We start from the raw sequence: 15,741 nt of genomic DNA, 5'->3' as shown, positions 1-15,741 counted from the left end.
TGGTGCGCGGCATCGCCCGCAGAGATGATCTGAGGGGGCCGTCGACATCCAGGGGGCATCATGACCGCACGTATCTTCTCGCCGGAACACCCGATCCGGGTGTTCCTCCTCGACGATCACGAGGTCGTGCGCAGGGGAGTGCACGACCTGCTGGACTCCGAGCCTGACATCTCGGTGGTCGGGGAGGCGGGCACGAGCCAGCAGGCCCTGGCCCGTGGTCCTGCCCTGCGCCCCGACGTGGCCATCCTCGACATCCGGCTCCCCGACGGCGACGGCATTACCCTCTGTCGTGAGCTGCGCTCCAGGGTGCCGGAATTGGCCTGCCTCATGCTGACCTCGTTCGACGACGACGACGCGCTTCTGGACGCGATCATGGCGGGCGCCGCCGGGTACGTCCTGAAACAGATCAAGGGCACCGATCTGATCGACGCGGTCCGCACCGTCGCCGCAGGGCAGTCCCTGCTCGACCCGGCCACCACGACCCGCCTGATGAGCACGCTGCGGGGGCCGGACCAGGCGGCGGCGCCCCCGGACGACAAGCTGGCCGGCCTCTCGGAACGCGAGCGCGACATTCTGGCCCTGATCGGCGAAGGCCTCACCAACCGTCAGATCGGCAAACGTCTCTACCTGTCCGAGAAGACGGTCAAGAACCACATCTCCCGGCTCCTGTCGAAGCTGGGCGTCGAACGCCGTGTCCAAGCCGCGGTCATCGCTGCCCACCTTGACCCGGACCAGCCGCGTTGAGCAGGCCCGGGTCACCGGCCGGACAGCGGAACTTGCCACTCCAGGTGTGTGCCGCCACCTGGATCACTCCGCACGGCCAGAGTGCCACCCAGCTTCTCGGCCCGTTCGGAGATGTTGCGCAGCCCGCTGCGGCGACCGACCTCACCGATGCCGATGCCGTCGTCCGACACCTGGAGCACCAGTCGTCCCCGGCGCACCACGAGCGAGACGTCCGTGGCCGACGCCCGGGCGTGCCGGGTGATGTTGGCGAGCGCCTCGCTGAGCACGGCCACCGCGTCGTCGGCGACGGAGGCCGGTACGTCGGTGTCGATCAGGCCCTCCATGCTCAGCGCGGGGGTGAAGCCGAGGGCGGGGACCGCTTCCTCCACCGTCTTGGCGATCCGTACCCGCAGGCCGGGGTGGGCCAGAGGATGCGCGTCGTGAGCGCGGAGCCCGAAGATGGTTGAGCGGATGATCTTGATGGTGGTGTCGAGGTCGTCCACCGCCCGCATCAGGCGTTCGGAGGCTTCGGGGTGTGGGACGAAGCGCTGGGCGCTCTGGAGCGTCATCCCGGTGGCGAACAGGCGCTGGATCGCCAGGTCGTGGAGGTCTCGCGCGATGCGATCGCGGTCCTCCAGCAGGCTCATCTGCTCGGCGTCGCGCCGCCGCTCGGCGAGCTCCAGGGCAAGTGCGGCCTGTCCGGCGAAGCCGGGCAGCGGTGCGGTCTCGGCCCGGCCGAACGCGGGGCGCCCGGCGCGTCGGGCGAGGACCAGCACGCCGCGCACTCCTTCGGCCGTTCCCATCGACACGGCCACGGCCGGGCCCATCCCCGTCCACCGCTCCGGAGCGAAGGTGACCCTTGGATCATCGGTCACGTCCTCGGTCTCGACGAGCCCGACGCCGTCCAACGCCGCCCCGGCCAGTGTCCCCTGACGGGGAATGTGCCGCCCTTGATGTACCGCCGACCCCTCGCCGAGCGCGAGGGCGCCCAGCAGAGCCTCGGTCTCCGCCACCACAAGATCCACCACGCCGATGTCGGCCGAGGTGATCGCCAGGGCGCGCTCGACCATCATCTCCAGGACGTGGGCTTCGGACGTCCCTGACAGCAGGGCGTTGGTGAACTCGGCTCCGGCCGACAGCCATCGCTCGCGCAGCCGTGCCTCCTCGTAGAGCCGAGCGTTCTCGATGGCCACACCCGCCGCGACGGCCAGCGTCGAGAGCACCGCCTCGTCCTCGGCGTCGAACTCTCCCCCGCCGCGCTTCTCGGTGAGGTAGAGATTCCCGAACACCTTGTCGCGCACCCGGATCGGGACGCCGAGGAACGAGTGCATCGGCGGATGGTGAGCCGGGAAGCCCGCCGATGCCGCGTGCTCCGACAGCTCCCGGAGCCGCAACGGCGCCGGATGCCGGATCAGCTCACCGAGCAGTCCGTGCCCTGAGGGGAGACCGCCGATCTGGGCCCGGAGCTCCTCGTTGATGCCCACGGGCAGGAAGGCGTCCAGTTTGCTCCCCGCGCCGATGACGCCGAGGGCTCCGTACTCCGCGTCGACCAAGGCGACGGCGGTCTCGACGATGCGCCGCAGCACCTGCGGAAGATCCAGCTCCCGACCGACCGACAGCACCGCCTCCAGCAGACCGCGCAGCCTGTCCCGGCTACCACGCACCGCGTCGATGCGCGTCTGAAGCTCTTCGTGCAGTTCGTCGAGCCGCAGCCGTGGTAACTGCTCGGTTTCGCCCGATCGTTCGCCGCCCATGCGCTGCCTCCGCCTGGCTGTGTCGGACAGGGCGTTCAGGTATCTCCCACAGTAGCCATCCGGGCGTGGAGGTGTCTGTCCTGCCGACCCAGCAGAGAACCTCTCGGCCAGGGCATGCCACCAGCTGCGTGCAGAAATGACGGCCGAGGACCACCCCGGCGTCGACGAGGTCCACGACGGCCGGGGGCGAGGCGCCCGGCACGTACGGCCCGGCAGGGGGGCAACCGCCTACGGGCGGAACGGCAGATCAACACCGTGTTCCCGTCGGCCTCGCGGCCAGCAGGCCGCAGCGACCACCGGCGGTCGAAGGGGACGATCGGTCCGTTCGCCGAGCCGGACCGGCCTGCCCGCACCAGTCGGGCCGGATGTCCCTTCCGGGGGCCGAATGGCCCGCAGCGTCCGAGGCCCCGGAGCGGCACCATGCACCGGAGAAGACGCAGCCCGCCACGGGCCGGAGTTGCCCGCCCGCGACCAGGGGCACCATGGGTCATCGACTCCGCGTCCTGTGTCGCCGCAAGGCTGGGAGGGACAGCGACATGACTCAGTACGTCTACGCGTTCGAGGACGGTGGCCGGCAGATGAGCGGCCTGCTCGGCGGAAAGGGTGCGAATCTCGCAGAGATGACGCGTCTCGGACTGCCTGTCCCGTACGGTTTCACCGTCACCACCGAAGGGTGCCGGGCCTTTCTCGACTCAGGCGCGGAGCCGCCGGGACTCGGCGGCCAGATGGCCCGTGCGCTGGGACGCCTCGAAAATGCCACGGGCTGCATCCTCGGCGACGCGGACGACCCGCTGCTCCTCTCGGTGCGCTCCGGCGGCAAATTCTCCATGCCGGGCATGATGGAGACCATCCTTGACGTCGGGCTCACCGATGCCTCGGTGGTAGGACTCGCCAAAGCGCGGGGAGACGAACGCTTCGCCTGGGACTCCTACCGGCGGCTGTTGCAGATGTTCGGCCGTACGGTCATGGGGATCGACGGTGCGCTGTTCGAGCGTGCCCTCGGAGACCTCAAGGCGGCGCGGAACGTCCCCGCCGATGCAGGACTCGACACCCGCGACCTCGCCCGGCTCGTCGCGGAGTTCAAAGAACTGATCGTGTGCGAGGCGGGAGAGGAGTTCCCGCAGGACCCGGTCGAGCAACTGCACCGCGCCCTGCGGGCCGTGTTCACCTCCTGGAACGGTGAACGCGCCCGGCTTTACCGCAGGCGCGAGCACATTCCCGACGGCCTGGGGACGGCTGTGACCGTCCAAGCCATGGTCTTCGGCAACCTCGGTCCCGGCTCCGGGACCGGAGTCGCCTTCACCCGCGATCCGGTTACCGGCACTCCCGGGGCCTACGGCGACTATCTGCCCGACGCACAGGGCGAGGATGTCGTTTCGGGCGTCCGCAGTGCCGTGTCCCTGCGGGAGCTGAAGCTGCTTGAGCCACGTGTGTACACCGAACTGCTGACCCATCTGGGGACGCTGGAACGCCACTACCGGGACCTGTGCGACGTGGAGTTCACCGTGGAGCGCGGCAAACTGTGGATCTTGCAGACCCGGGTCGGCAAGCGCACGGCGGAAGCATCGTTCCGCATCGCCCACGATCTGCACCGAGAAGGTCTGATCCAGGAGGAGGACACCCTCGCACGGGTGTCGGGAGAAGAGCTCACCCGCCTGATGTTCCCCCGCTTCGAGACCGGTTCCGCTGCCGCGTCGCCCCTCGCTGAAGGTCTCCCCGCTTCACCCGGAGCCGCCGTCGGCGCCGCGGTGTTCGATTCGGCGGAGGCCGTCCGGCGTTCCTCCGAGGGCGAGGAGGTGGTGCTGGTGCGCCGTGAGACCACGCCCGACGACTTCCCCGGCATGGTTGCCGCACAGGCGGTGCTCACCGGGCGGGGTGGCAAGACCAGTCATGCGGCCGTGGTGGCCCGCGGCATGGGGAAGGTCTGTGTGTGCGGGGCAGAATCACTTGCCATCGACGAGCAGGCGCGGCGGTTCACGGCACCGGGCGGAACCGTGGTGGCGGAAGGCACCGTGATCTCGGTGGACGGGACGGCGGGCCGGATCCATCTCGGCGCACTTCCGTTGACTGCGTCGGACGTAGGTGGATACCTCGAAACGGGCCGTGCCGACAGCCCGCTGACGGAAGCCGTCGCGAGGACGCTCTCCCTCGCGGACTCGGTGCGTCAGCTCGAGGTGCGGGCCAATGCTGACACCCCCGAGGACGCGGCCCGTGCCCGCCGCTACGGCGCGCGGGGAATCGGGCTGTGCCGGACGGAGCACATGTTCCTCGGCGAGCGGCGCCCCCTGGTGGAGCGCATGATCCTTGCTCGCGACGAGAGCGAACGGCGCTCGGCCCTCGCCGACCTCCTGCCGCCGCAGAGGCAGGACTTCCTCGCGATACTGGAGGCGATGGACGGCCTGCCGGTCACGATCCGGCTGCTCGATCCGCCCCTGCACGAGTTCCTGCCCGACCACGCCGAGTTGTCCGTTCGGGTGGCGTCCGCGGACGTCCCGGATCCGCATGATCTGCGGCTGCTCGAATCCGTGGAGCGGCTGCGCGAGCAGAACCCGATGCTCGGTCTGCGGGGCGTTCGTCTCGGCCTGGTGGTGCCGGGCCTGGTGGCCGTGCAGGTACGTGCCGTCGCCGAAGCGATGGTGCGACGTCTGCGTGTCGGCGGCGACCCCAAGGTGGAAATCATGGTTCCGCTCGTCGCGACCGTCGAAGAGTTCCGGCTGATCCGCTCGGAGGTGGAGCGTGTCCTTGCCGATGTCGGCGTCGAGACGGGCACCCCGGTCCGCTGCCCGATCGGCACCATGATCGAACTGCCGCGTGCCGCGCTGACCGCCGGGCGCATCGCCCGGGAAGCAGATTTCTTCTCCTTCGGCACCAACGACCTCACTCAGACGGCCTGGGGTCTCTCGCGCGACGATGCGGAGGCTTCCTTCTTCCCCGCCTACCTCGCTCAGGGCGTCTTCACCGCCTCGCCGTTCGAGACCTTGGACCAAGACGGTGTGGGCCGTCTGGTGGCTCTTGCGGTGGAGGAGGGCCGGGCCGCCAAGCCGGGCCTGCCCACTGGAGTGTGCGGCGAGCACGGCGGAGACCCCGACTCGATTCACTTCTTCCACCGAACGGGCCTGGACTATGTCTCCTGTTCGCCGTTCAGGGTCCCCTCGTCCCGGCTGGAGGCCGGGCGAGCGACGCTGACCGCAGCCGCTGAGTCCGACACCAGGTGAGGGCCCGGCGGCCGTCGGAGCGGCTGGTAGACGGGCGTGGCGGAGAGCGGACGACTTCTTGAAGATCGCCGGGCCGTGGATGCCGCCGTGCATGTCGTCAGGAGCGAGGGCCCGTCGCTCCGACGGGCACCCCACAGATGCGCTCGGAAGGACTCCGCGGGGCACCGCGTCGTCAAGGCTCGAAGTCACGACCACTTCCGCCGGGCCAACTCGGTCCCGTGCGCGAGCTATTGACGCCTGTGTGTGAGCAGTCCTACGGTCCTCGACACCTGAGAGCGCTCTCAAAGCGCCCTTGCCTTCATGACTTCGAGGTGCCGTCCATGCCAGATGCCCCCTCAAGACCCACCCTTCGCGCCCTGCGCCACAGACCGGCCGCCGCCTTGATTCTGGTCACCGCGCTGGCCGCCGTCGGCCTCGGCCCCGCCGCCACCCCGGCGGCGGCCGCCACCGTCCCCGTAGGCTCCGGCAGTTACTCCGACACCCGTCCCGCGGGAACGTCCGGACCCACCACCAACACCGGTGCTCCGGTGACCCCCAAGGTCACCCCGGCCGCCAAGGGCAAGCCGGTCCCCACCAACGACTGGTGGTCGTCCCTGGCCTTCCAGCGGTACGGCGACAACCCGTACTCCACCCCGATGTACGGACACCCGCTCACCTACCAGGCCACCTCCGGCGGCCTGGAAGTCGGCTACCCCACAAGCCCCGCGGTCGTCGGCGAGGGCCGCCAGTACGAGTACGCGCACAAGCGCGACCTCACCCTCGGTCTGACCGGCCTCAACTCCCCGGACACGAAGGCCGACGCCTGGTCCGACTGGACCGTCACCCCCTACTGGTCGGACGGCACCCGCACCCTGCGCACCACCATCGGCCACGGTCTGCCCTTCGTGTACGCCAAGGGCTCGGGCGGCAACGCCCAGATCACCACCGCCGCCGCGCCGACCGTCTTCGCGGACCAGGGCAATGTCCTCGGCATCACGGTGGGGGGCCACCACTACGCCCTCTTCGCGCCGAGCGGCAGCGACTGGACGGTCTCGGGCTCCACCGTCACCGCCGGTCTGGGCAGCAAGGACTACTTCTCGCTGGCCGTCCTCCCGTCGGCCGACGCGCTCGCCACGTACAAGAAGTACGCCTACAGCTTCGTCACCGGCTCCAAGGTGACCTGGTCCTCCTCGGCGGGCTCGGTGAAGGCGGGCTACACCCTCACCACCCAGGCGCAGGAGGGCAGCGAGACCGGCACGCTCCAGGCGCTCTACCGCCACCAGTGGCTGCACACGACCGATCCGCTGACCTCGTACACCTACGTGTCGCCGCGCGGCACGATGAAGGTGCGCGAGGGCACGTCCTTCACCACCACCCAGAAGTCGTCGTCCGTCCTGCCCGCGCTGCCGAAGTCCTCGGGCGTCGACCGGGCGCGCCTGAAGACGTACCTCGACGAAGCGGCGAACGCGGCCGATCCGTTCTCGGGCGCCACCGACACGTACTGGACGGGCAAGGCGCTCGGCAGGCTCGCCCAACTCGTCCCCGTCGCCGATCAGATCGGCGAGACGGCGACCCGCGACAAACTCATCGGCCTGCTCAAGGGGCGGCTCCAGGAGTGGTTCACCGCAGGCGGCGCGAGTGAGTTCTCCTACGACAAGGACTGGAAGACCCTGATCGGCTACCCGGCGTCGTACGGCAGCGACACCGAACTCAACGACCACCACTTCCACTACAGCTACTACGTGTACGCGGCCGCCATCGTCGCCCAGTACGACCAGGCCTGGGCCGCCGACTCGGCATGGGGCGGCATGGTGAAGACCCTCATCAAGGACGCGGCCAACCCCACCCGCGGCGAGTCGGCCTTCCCCTTCCTGCGCGGTTTCGACGTCTACGCCGGCCACAGCTGGGCCTCGGGGCACCAGGGCTTCGCGGCGGGCAACAACCAGGAGTCCTCGTCCGAGTCGACCAACCTCAGCGCGGCCCTGGTGCTCTGGGGGTCGGCCACCGACAACAGCGAACTCCGTGACCTGGGCGCCTACTTGCTGACCACCGAGTCCGAGGCGATCGCCCAGTACTGGTTCGACGCCGACGAGCAGGTGTTCCCCTCCGGCTTCGGCCATGACACGGCCGGCATGGTCTGGGGCAGTGGAGCGGCGTACGCGACGTGGTGGACGGCCAACCCCGAGGAGATCCACGGCATCAACGTCCTGCCGGTCACCGGCGGCTCACTCCACCTGGCCGGACACAAGTCCGCGATCCGGCGCAACCTCGCCGAAATGATCCGGGAGAACGGCGGTCCGGCCGTCGAGTGGCGCGACATCCTCTGGGAATTCGAGTCGCTCGCCGACCCGGCCGCGGCCAAGTCCAAATGGGACGCGGGCAACGGCGGTTACACGCCCGAGCAGGGAGAATCCAAGGCGCACACCTACCACTGGATCAACACCCTGGACACGCTCGGCGCCCCCGACACGACGATCACGGGCGACATCCCCACGTCGGCGGTCTTCAGCAAGGGGACGGTACGCACCTACGCGGCGCACAACTTCGGTTCCTCGCCCCGCACGGTCGCCTTCTCCGACGGCGCGACCCTCACGGTCCCGGCCCGCTCCACCGCCACGGGCACCGGAACGGGCGGCGGCGACCCGGACCCCGACCCGCCCACGGGGAACGTCTTCCAGCTCCGCAGTGGAGGCACGCTCACCACGGCGACGGGGGCCACGGCCGGCAGCGACACCCTGGCGTCGGCGGGCGGTGCGAACCACGACGGCACGCCGCACCAGCCGCAGGTCTACGAGGCGAAGAAGGTCAACGGCACGCTCGTGGCGGGCAAGGCCACGGCCTTCCGACTCCAGGTGGACGCGGGCACCGCGGTCGGCCTCGGCCAGCAGGCCAGGATCAGTTACGACCTCACGGGCGACGGCACCTTCGACCGCACGGAGACCTATCAGTACTTCGCGACGGATCCGGTGACCGGCTGGGAGGCCTACAGCGAGGGCCGCGGCCTCAAGACGGCGACGGGCACCCTGGGAGACCTGAAGGGAGGGACGGTACGTCTGGAGGTGTGGTCGGCGATCGGCAACGCCCCGGCCAAGCTCCGGACCGGCACGGCCGACTCGACGCTCACGATCCCCTTCGGCTAGTACTCCAGCAGGACTTCGCTGTCTGACCTGTGGCGTTGGCCGGGCGGCTGGAGTGTAGCGGGCCGGACCATGGTCAGGGACGGTCTCACGGGGGCCGCCCCTCGAACGTGCGACCCCGCCGCCGGTAATGGCAGCGTCGGGCGACTGCCTGGCGCCGTCGGCGCCAGTTGGACCAGTTCATCGCGTGGTGTCTGCCTCGCTGTCCGCGCAGGTGCGGGGGCCGGGGACAACAAGCTGCCAGGAGTCGCCGAACCTCCGCCACTGTGAGCGCGATGGCCCCGGCGCTTTCACCGGTGGCGCCCCCTTTTCGCTTGCCCGGTGGGCGGTGACGGCCAGGAAGGCGTGGGCGAGCATGGCCAGCGTGATGTGCCGGTACCAGCCCACGTAACGGCGGACTTCGTACTGGTCCAGCCCGCATTCGTTCTTCGCCGCCTGGAAACACTCCTCGATGGCCCACCGCGCCCCGGCGATCCGCACCAGTTCCTGGACGGTGACCTGCAGGGGGCTGTAGGCGAGGTAGTAGGCGATGTCATCCGGGCGGGACAGGCTGCGGCGGGCCAGCGCCCACCGCATCCGGAACGGGACGTCGCCCTGGTAGTCGAACTCTTCGACGGCCGGCAGCCGCACGGCGGCCCAGTGGTAGATGCGCGGTCCCTTCGCCCCTTCGCCGCAGGAGAGCTTCTGCCATGCCTCGGCCGGGGCCTGCGCGAACAGGTGGTCGATGCGCGGGCAGCCGACGGCGAACTGGGACTTGGGCACGGCCAGCACGTAGCCGACGCCGGACTGTTCCAGCAGCCGGCGGAAGCGGTCTTCCTGCCCGTAAGCGGAATCCGCAGTGACCCAGGTGATGGGCAGGGATGAGGCCAGGGCCCTCAGTACTATGTGCCGCGCCAGTTGCCCCTTCGTGGCGAACCCCCGGCCATCGGGGATCTTGGCCGCGTGGCAGCGTTCCTGGTCCTCGGTCCAGGACTTGGGGAGGTACAACTCCCGGTCCACCAGCACCCGTCCGCGGCGGGAGGCGTAGGCGGCGAACACACCGATCTGGCAATTCTCGGTGCGGCCGGCGGTGCCGGAGTACTGACGCTGCACCCCGGCAGAGGTGGTGCCCTTTTTGATGAAGCCGGTGTCGTCGATGACGAGGACACCGTCGTCCTCGCCGAGCTGGTCGGCGACATATTGCTGCAGGTCATCGCGGACGTCGTCGGGCTGCCACTTCGCGCCGGCCAGCAGGTGCTGCAGACCGTCGGGGGTGGCATGGCCGGCCTGCTCGGCCAGCTGCCAGCTGTTCTTCCGGGCGACCGGGGCGAGCAGCCCGCGGACGTAGTCACGCATCCGGCGCCGCAGCTCCACCCGGCCGAAACGACGGCCGACGGTGATCAGAAGGTCGTCGAGTTCCCGGCCCCACTGCGCGGCAGCACGCTCGGTCATCACAAGAAGACCGTGCCCCCGACGCTGCCATTACCGGCGGCGGGGTCGCACGTTCGAGGGGCGGCCCCCGTGAGACCGTCCCTGACCATGGTCCGGCCCGCTACACTCCAGCCGCCCGGCCAACGCCACAGGTCAGACAGCGAAGTCCGGCTGGAGTACTAGGGCGTTTCTGATGGCTCTTGGACGATGTCGCGGAGCCAGATGACCATGGCGGTGACGGTCAGTGTGCCGTGGAAGATGTAGGCGCGTTTGTCGTAGCGGCTGGCGACCGCACGGAATTGCTTCCACTTGCTGACGCAGCGTTCGGCGGCACTGCGGCGCCGGTACTGATCCGAGTCGAAGGCCGGAGGCCGGCCGCCGCTGCGGCCGCGCCGGCGACGGTGTTCACGCTGGTCATCGGGCTGGGCGATGGTCGCTTTGATGTGCCGTCGGCGCAGGTAGGCGCGGGTGTCACGGCTGGAGTAGGCCTTGTCGCCGCGGAGTCGGTCCGGGCGGGTGCGGGGGCGTCCGGGCCCGTGCCGGTAGACCCGCAGTTGCTCCAGGACGGGCACGAGCATGGGGTTGTCGCCCCGCTGGCCGGGCGTTGTCTCCCAGACCAGCGGCCGGGCCCGGTCATCGGCCAGAAAGTGGATTTTGCTGGTCAGTCCGCCCCGGGAACGTCCCAGGGCCTCGCGTCCATCGGCCTCCACACGCGCCCCGCCCCCTTTTGCGGGAAATCATGCGGCGGCCGATGCCGGGCCCCGGCCGCATGCTGATGCGCCCGGCAGGAGGTCGAGTCGATGTTCACCGCCCACTCGGCCTCTTTGTCTGCGGACCGGGCGAGGGCACCATCGGGGTCACCTGCATCGGCGTCGATCTGCAGCTCGGTCAGGATCCGCTGCCAGGTCCCGTCGGCCGACCAGCGGCGATGGCGCTCATAGATGGTCTGCCACGGCCCATACCGCTCTGGGAGATCCGGCCACGGCACCCCCGTGCGGGCCCGGAACAGCACACCGTTGATCACCCGCCGGTGATCCGCCCACTGCCCGCCCGGGCCGCCGTTCACCGGCAGCAGCGACTCGATCCTCCGCCACTGCGCATCGGTCAGTTCATGACGTCGCACCATATGACCCACGTGCCCGGCGTCAGCACTGATCCACCCAACCCAGCAAGAGCCATCAGAAACGGCCTAGCTGATCGGGCAGCACTCGCCGATCCCGGCTCGGCCGAAGCGGTGTGGTCGGGCGGCGTGATCGACAGGGCGCCGTGATCGGGCGCTGTGATACGTCGGCGTGATCGGGAAGGGTGGTCATACGTGTCGGCGGGGCGATCCAGCCCCGCCGACGCTCACGTCAAGCCCCGCTCCCCACCCGCACGGCAGGAGTGATCACCGACCCTCTGCTTCGCCGCCCTGTGGGCGGCGGGTGGTGTAGCCGATGGTGGCGGCGAGTGCGGCGAGGACGGCGACGCTGGTGAGGGCGGTGGGGAGGGTGAACCAGTCGGCCATGAAGCCGATGGCGGGTGGTCCGAGGAGCATGCCGCCGTAGCCGAGGGTGGAGGCGGTGGCGACGCCGTTGGGTCCTGCGTGGGTGCCGGCGCGTTCGACGGCTACGGGGAAGATGTTGGCGAGTCCGAGGCCGGTGACGGCGAAGCCGAGGAGGGCGAGCCAGGTGGTGGGGGCCAGTGCGCCCAGGAGCATGCCTGCGGCGGCGGTGGCGCCGCCTCCGACGAGGATCGGGGTCTGGCCCAGGCGTTCGAGGAGGGTGGTGCCGCTGAGGCGGCCGACGGTCATGGCCAGGGCGAAGCAGGAGTAGCCGGCGGCTGCGATGCCGGGGTGGGCGTTGAGGTCCTGTTCGAGGTGGAGGGCGCCCCAGTCGGCGAGTGCGCCTTCGCCGTAGGCGGTGCACAGGGCGATGAGCCCGAAGACGATGACCAGGCGCCGGGTACGGGTGTCGAGGCGGCGCCGGGTGCCGTCGGTGGCCGGGCGGTCGGCCGGCGGGGCCGGGGGTTCGAGGCGCAGGAGGACGCGTCCGGCTACGGCGGTGACGATCAGGCCGATGACGGTGAGGCCGAGCAGGTGGCGGGTGGGGGAGAGGGCGCCGGCTATGAGGCCGCCGACCCCGGCACCGACCATGCCGCCCAGGCTGAAGGCGGCGTGGAAACTGGGCATGATCGGACGCCGCATCGCGGCCACGAGGTCGACGGCGGCGCTGTTCATGGCGACGTTGATGCCGCCGTAACCCGCCCCGAAGACCAGGAGGACCGCGCCCAGGGCCAGTGCCGAGTGGGTCAGCGGTGGCAGCGCCACGCTCAGCGCGAGCAGGACGCCGCACGCGACCGTCACCGGGTGGCTGCCGAAGCGGCGGCAGAGCCGTCCGGTGAGCGTCATGGTGATCACGGCACCGGCGGAGACGCCGAGCAGCGCGAGGCCGAGGTCGCTGGCCGACGCGCCGGTCTGTTCCTTGATGGCGGGGATGCGGACGACCCATCCGGCGAAGATGAAGCCGTCGAGCGCGAAGAAGACGGTGAGTGCGACACGGAGCCGGACAAGGCCCGGGGGAGTGGCCCGCGACGCTGCGGACGTGGTTTTGTTTAGGAGCGGCACAAAGTCAGAGTAGAGGGGTGCCCCCGTGACGTACAAGGCGGTTCCTGTGAGGCGGCGGTCACCGGTGGTCGGTGGGGTCACGTGGGGGATCGTCGCTCGGGGGCCGGGTGGGGGAGACCAAGGCGGGGCGGGCGGAGGTTTTCGTGCGGCGCCGGGCAGGGGCAGGGGAAGGGTTTTCGTGAGGTGGCAAGGGAAGGGCAGGGGAAGAGCGGTGCACGAGCAGATGGCGGCCGAACGGCGAGACGGCGTACGGATCATGGGAGACTCGCCCTCATGAACGGCAAGGCTGCCCCCCGCACCGAGGGGGATCTGTCCACGCGTACGCGCCTTGAGCGAGGGCGTGGCGCGCTCGGTCCCGCGCTCGAACTCGTCCACACCGGGCGCGCCCCGACCCGTGCCGTGCTCACCGCCGAACTCGGTGTCACCCGCGCCACCGCGGGCGCCGTCGCCGCCGAACTGGAAGCCCTCGGTCTGATCAGGATCGACGCGCGGCCGAGCGCGCCCGCGGGTTCCCAGGGCCGCCCCTCGCACGGTCTGTCGATCGCGGAGGACGGGCCGGTCGCGCTGGCCACGCAGGTGCACTCGGACGGTTTCCGGGCCGCGCTCGTCGGTCTCGGCGGCCGCATCGTCGCCACCGCGCCCGGCTGCGAGACGATCGGCGCCGACCCGGCCCAGGTGCTCGGCTCGGTCATCGACGCGGGCGCCCAACTGCTGCGGGAGACCGGCAGGCGCTGCGTGGGCGCGGGTCTGGCGGTGCCGTCGGCCGTCGCCGAACCGGAGGGCACCGCGCTCAACCCGCTGCACCTGGCGTGGCCCGCGGGCTCGCAGGTGCGCCAGATCTTCGCCGACTGCGTACGGGACGCCGGCATCACCGGGCCGGCGTTCGCGGCCAACGACGTCAACCTCGCCGCACTCGCCGAGCATCGCCACGGAGCCGGGCGCGGGGCCCGCGATCTGCTGTGCGTGGCGACCGGCCACCGGGGCGTCGGTGGTGCGCTCGTGCTCGACGGGCGGCTGCACACGGGCAGTTCGGGCCTGGCGCTGGAGGTCGGCCACCTCACCGTCAATCCGGAGGGGCGCCCTTGCCACTGCGGCAGCCGGGGCTGTCTGGACGTCGAGACGGACCCGCTGGCCTTCCTCACGGCGGCGGGCCGTGAACCGGGCCCCGAGGGCTTGCTGCTCCAGGCCCGCGAACTGCTGCGCGACGCGGGCGAGGACCCCGCGGTGCGTGCCGCGGCCGAGGAGCTCATCGACCGCCTCGGCCTGGGGCTCGCGGGCCTGGTGAACATCCTCAACCCGGACCGCATCATCCTGGGCGGCCTGCATCGCGCGCTCCTCGAAGCCGACCCCGAGCGGCTGCGTGCCGTCGTCGCCGACCGGAGCCTGTGGGGACGCAGCGGCGGCGTACCCATCCTGGCCTGCACCCTTGATCACAACAGCCTGGTGGGGGCCGCCGAGCTGGCCTGGCAGCCGGTGCTCGACGACCCCCTCGGGGCGCTGGGCTAACCGACGCGGGCCGTGGTGTCCTCCGGGGCGGTCGGTGTGGCCTGGGCGGGCGGCGCGGCCGGGGTGGTCCGGCGGTCGCGCAGGCGCTTGAGGTCGGGCAGCAGCGTGACGAGGCCGAGCGCGGCGAGAGCGGCACCGATCCAGAGCGGCGCGCGCAGCCCGTACGCGTCGATGGCGGGCCCGCCCACGGACGTCGCGATGATGATGCCGAGGGTGATGAACGAGGAGTGGACCGTGTTGACCAGCGGCCGGGCGTTGCCCGCGCGCTGGACGCGGGTCACCAGGGCGGGGTTCATGGTGACGCCGACCAGACCGATCCCGGTCATCAACACCACGGCTGCCAGGCTCAGTTGGGCGAGCAGGGCGAAGCCGGCGAGGAACGCCAGGTTGAGCAGCAGACCGGTCAGCAGGACCGGCACGGTATGCCGGTCGGCGAGTCGGCCGACGACGGTGTTGCCGATCACGGTGGCCGCCCCGTACGCGATGAGCAGCAGCGGGACCGTGCCCGTGGAGAAGCCGGTGATCTCGGTGAGGATCGGGTTGAGGTAGCTGAAGGCGGAGAACGTGGCGCCGATGATGAAGGTGCTGGTGGTGAGCGTCAGCCAGAGCCGACGGCTGCGGAAGACACGCAGTTCCTGACGCAAACCGCCGCCTTCTTCGCTGCCGTCCGCGCCGCTGTCGTGCTCGGCACGCTCGGCGTGCTCGGTGCGCGGTACTCCGACGAGGGTGGCGAGCGCGGCGAGGACGGTCAGGCCGGTGATGGCCCAGAACGCCGCGCGCCAGCCCAGGTGTTCGCCGATGACCGTGGAGAGCGGCAGTCCGAGGAGCGTGCCCAGCATCAACCCGTTGAGGGCTACGGCGATGGCCCTGCCGCGTATTTCGGGGCGGGTGAGTCGCACGCACATGGAGATGGAGACACCGAAGAAGGCCTGCGAGGCGATGCCGGTGATGACGCGGGCCACGAGCATGGTGCGGTAATCCGGAGCGAGGGCGGCCATGACGTTGCCCGCCAGGAAGATGCCGAACAAGACCATCAGCGCCGACTTCTGACGCATTTTCAGCAGAGCGATCGTGAGGATGGGCCCGCCGAACGCCATCGCTGCGGCGAAGGCGGTGATCAGGTACCCGATCTCCGGAATCGTGGCATTCAGTCCGTCGGCCATGAGAGGCATCAGCCCGGCGACCACGAATTCACTGGTCACCATGGCGAAGATGCCGAGTGCCAGGAGGTAGACGGCGCGTGGCATGGGGGCTCCTGTCGGGAGAGTGAGAGGGAGGAGGGGCGGGGAGGGGTCGGGAGTTGTGAACTGTTCAGTACAAAACGAGGGCGTGCGGGAGCGAGCCCTGGGTGTACCCCGGGGCGACGGGCCGACAGGCCACAGGCCAGCGAATCCGCAGGTCGGTGAGTCGGC

At 70.5% G+C, this 15,741-nt stretch carries 9 protein-coding genes; 4 read left to right on the top strand and 5 right to left on the bottom strand.

Features of this window, described 5'->3' with window-relative positions:
- Positions 1 to 60 precede the first annotated feature (60 nt).
- Positions 61 to 744 carry a response regulator gene (locus QBL25_RS06730; RefSeq protein WP_409056073.1) on the top strand — a complete coding sequence of 228 codons (684 nt, stop codon included), beginning with the start codon at positions 61 to 63 and terminating at the stop codon, positions 742 to 744.
- 11 nt (positions 745 to 755) lie between these two features.
- Here QBL25_RS06730 and QBL25_RS06725 read toward each other — a convergent pair whose 3' ends face one another.
- Positions 756 to 2,477: a GAF domain-containing protein gene (locus QBL25_RS06725; RefSeq protein ID WP_409056072.1), complete on the bottom strand. Its 1,722-nt coding sequence runs from the start codon at positions 2,475 to 2,477 to the stop codon at positions 756 to 758.
- A 536-nt stretch (positions 2,478 to 3,013) separates the two neighbouring features.
- On the opposite strand from QBL25_RS06725, the gene ppdK reads away from it, so the two are divergent.
- Positions 3,014 to 5,692, top strand: a complete 2,679-nt coding sequence (gene ppdK / locus QBL25_RS06720; RefSeq protein ID WP_409056071.1) for a pyruvate, phosphate dikinase — start codon at positions 3,014 to 3,016, stop codon at positions 5,690 to 5,692.
- A gap of 320 nt (positions 5,693 to 6,012) precedes the next feature.
- Positions 6,013 to 8,811: a glycosyl hydrolase gene (locus tag QBL25_RS06715; protein WP_409056070.1), complete on the top strand. Its 2,799-nt coding sequence runs from the start codon at positions 6,013 to 6,015 to the stop codon at positions 8,809 to 8,811.
- 177 nt (positions 8,812 to 8,988) lie between these two features.
- Here QBL25_RS06715 and QBL25_RS06710 read toward each other — a convergent pair whose 3' ends face one another.
- The 3 genes from QBL25_RS06710 to QBL25_RS06700 all read right to left on the bottom strand — a co-directional run bounded on the left by QBL25_RS06710 (position 8,989) and on the right by QBL25_RS06700 (position 12,823).
- Positions 8,989 to 10,239 carry an IS701 family transposase gene (locus tag QBL25_RS06710; protein WP_409056069.1) on the bottom strand — a complete coding sequence of 417 codons (1,251 nt, stop codon included), beginning with the start codon at positions 10,237 to 10,239 and terminating at the stop codon, positions 8,989 to 8,991.
- Between the two features lie 158 nt (positions 10,240 to 10,397).
- Positions 10,398 to 11,344, bottom strand: a protein-coding gene (locus tag QBL25_RS06705; RefSeq protein ID WP_409056068.1) for an IS5 family transposase whose coding sequence is annotated in 2 segments (ribosomal slippage) — positions 10,398 to 10,945 and positions 10,945 to 11,344 — 948 coding nt in all. Because the reading frame shifts where the segments join, the coding sequence is not laid out codon by codon here.
- 261 nt (positions 11,345 to 11,605) lie between these two features.
- Positions 11,606 to 12,823 carry an MFS transporter gene (locus QBL25_RS06700; protein ID WP_409056067.1) on the bottom strand — a complete coding sequence of 406 codons (1,218 nt, stop codon included), beginning with the start codon at positions 12,821 to 12,823 and terminating at the stop codon, positions 11,606 to 11,608.
- Positions 12,824 to 13,096: 273 nt separating this feature from the next.
- On the opposite strand from QBL25_RS06700, the gene QBL25_RS06695 reads away from it, so the two are divergent.
- Positions 13,097 to 14,329: an ROK family protein gene (locus tag QBL25_RS06695; RefSeq protein ID WP_409056066.1), complete on the top strand. Its 1,233-nt coding sequence runs from the start codon at positions 13,097 to 13,099 to the stop codon at positions 14,327 to 14,329.
- Here the strand turns inward: QBL25_RS06695 and QBL25_RS06690 are convergent.
- Positions 14,326 to 15,576: an MFS transporter gene (locus QBL25_RS06690; RefSeq protein ID WP_409056065.1), complete on the bottom strand. Its 1,251-nt coding sequence runs from the start codon at positions 15,574 to 15,576 to the stop codon at positions 14,326 to 14,328. The genes QBL25_RS06695 and QBL25_RS06690 overlap by 4 nt on opposite strands.
- Positions 15,577 to 15,741: the final 165 nt, after the last annotated feature.

It is taken from the genome of Streptomyces sp. SYP-A7185 (assembly GCF_046103685.1).
Lineage (GTDB): Bacteria > Actinomycetota > Actinomycetes > Streptomycetales > Streptomycetaceae > Streptomyces.
Note: the sequence above shows the minus strand (reverse complement) of the source record. Positions and strands in the feature narration are given on the sequence as shown.

What these genes read in the sequence shown, in the direction of transcription:
- QBL25_RS06730 (WP_409056073.1), top strand. Translation starts at nt 61, where the DNA reads ATGACCGCACGTATCTTCTCGCCGGAACACCCGATCCGGGTGTTCCTC.
- QBL25_RS06725 (WP_409056072.1), bottom strand. Translation starts at nt 2,477, where the DNA reads ATGGGCGGCGAACGATCGGGCGAAACCGAGCAGTTACCACGGCTGCGG.
- ppdK (WP_409056071.1), top strand. Translation starts at nt 3,014, where the DNA reads ATGACTCAGTACGTCTACGCGTTCGAGGACGGTGGCCGGCAGATGAGC.
- QBL25_RS06715 (WP_409056070.1), top strand. Translation starts at nt 6,013, where the DNA reads ATGCCAGATGCCCCCTCAAGACCCACCCTTCGCGCCCTGCGCCACAGA.
- QBL25_RS06710 (WP_409056069.1), bottom strand. Translation starts at nt 10,239, where the DNA reads ATGACCGAGCGTGCTGCCGCGCAGTGGGGCCGGGAACTCGACGACCTT.
- QBL25_RS06695 (WP_409056066.1), top strand. Translation starts at nt 13,097, where the DNA reads ATGAACGGCAAGGCTGCCCCCCGCACCGAGGGGGATCTGTCCACGCGT.
- QBL25_RS06690 (WP_409056065.1), bottom strand. Translation starts at nt 15,576, where the DNA reads ATGCCACGCGCCGTCTACCTCCTGGCACTCGGCATCTTCGCCATGGTG.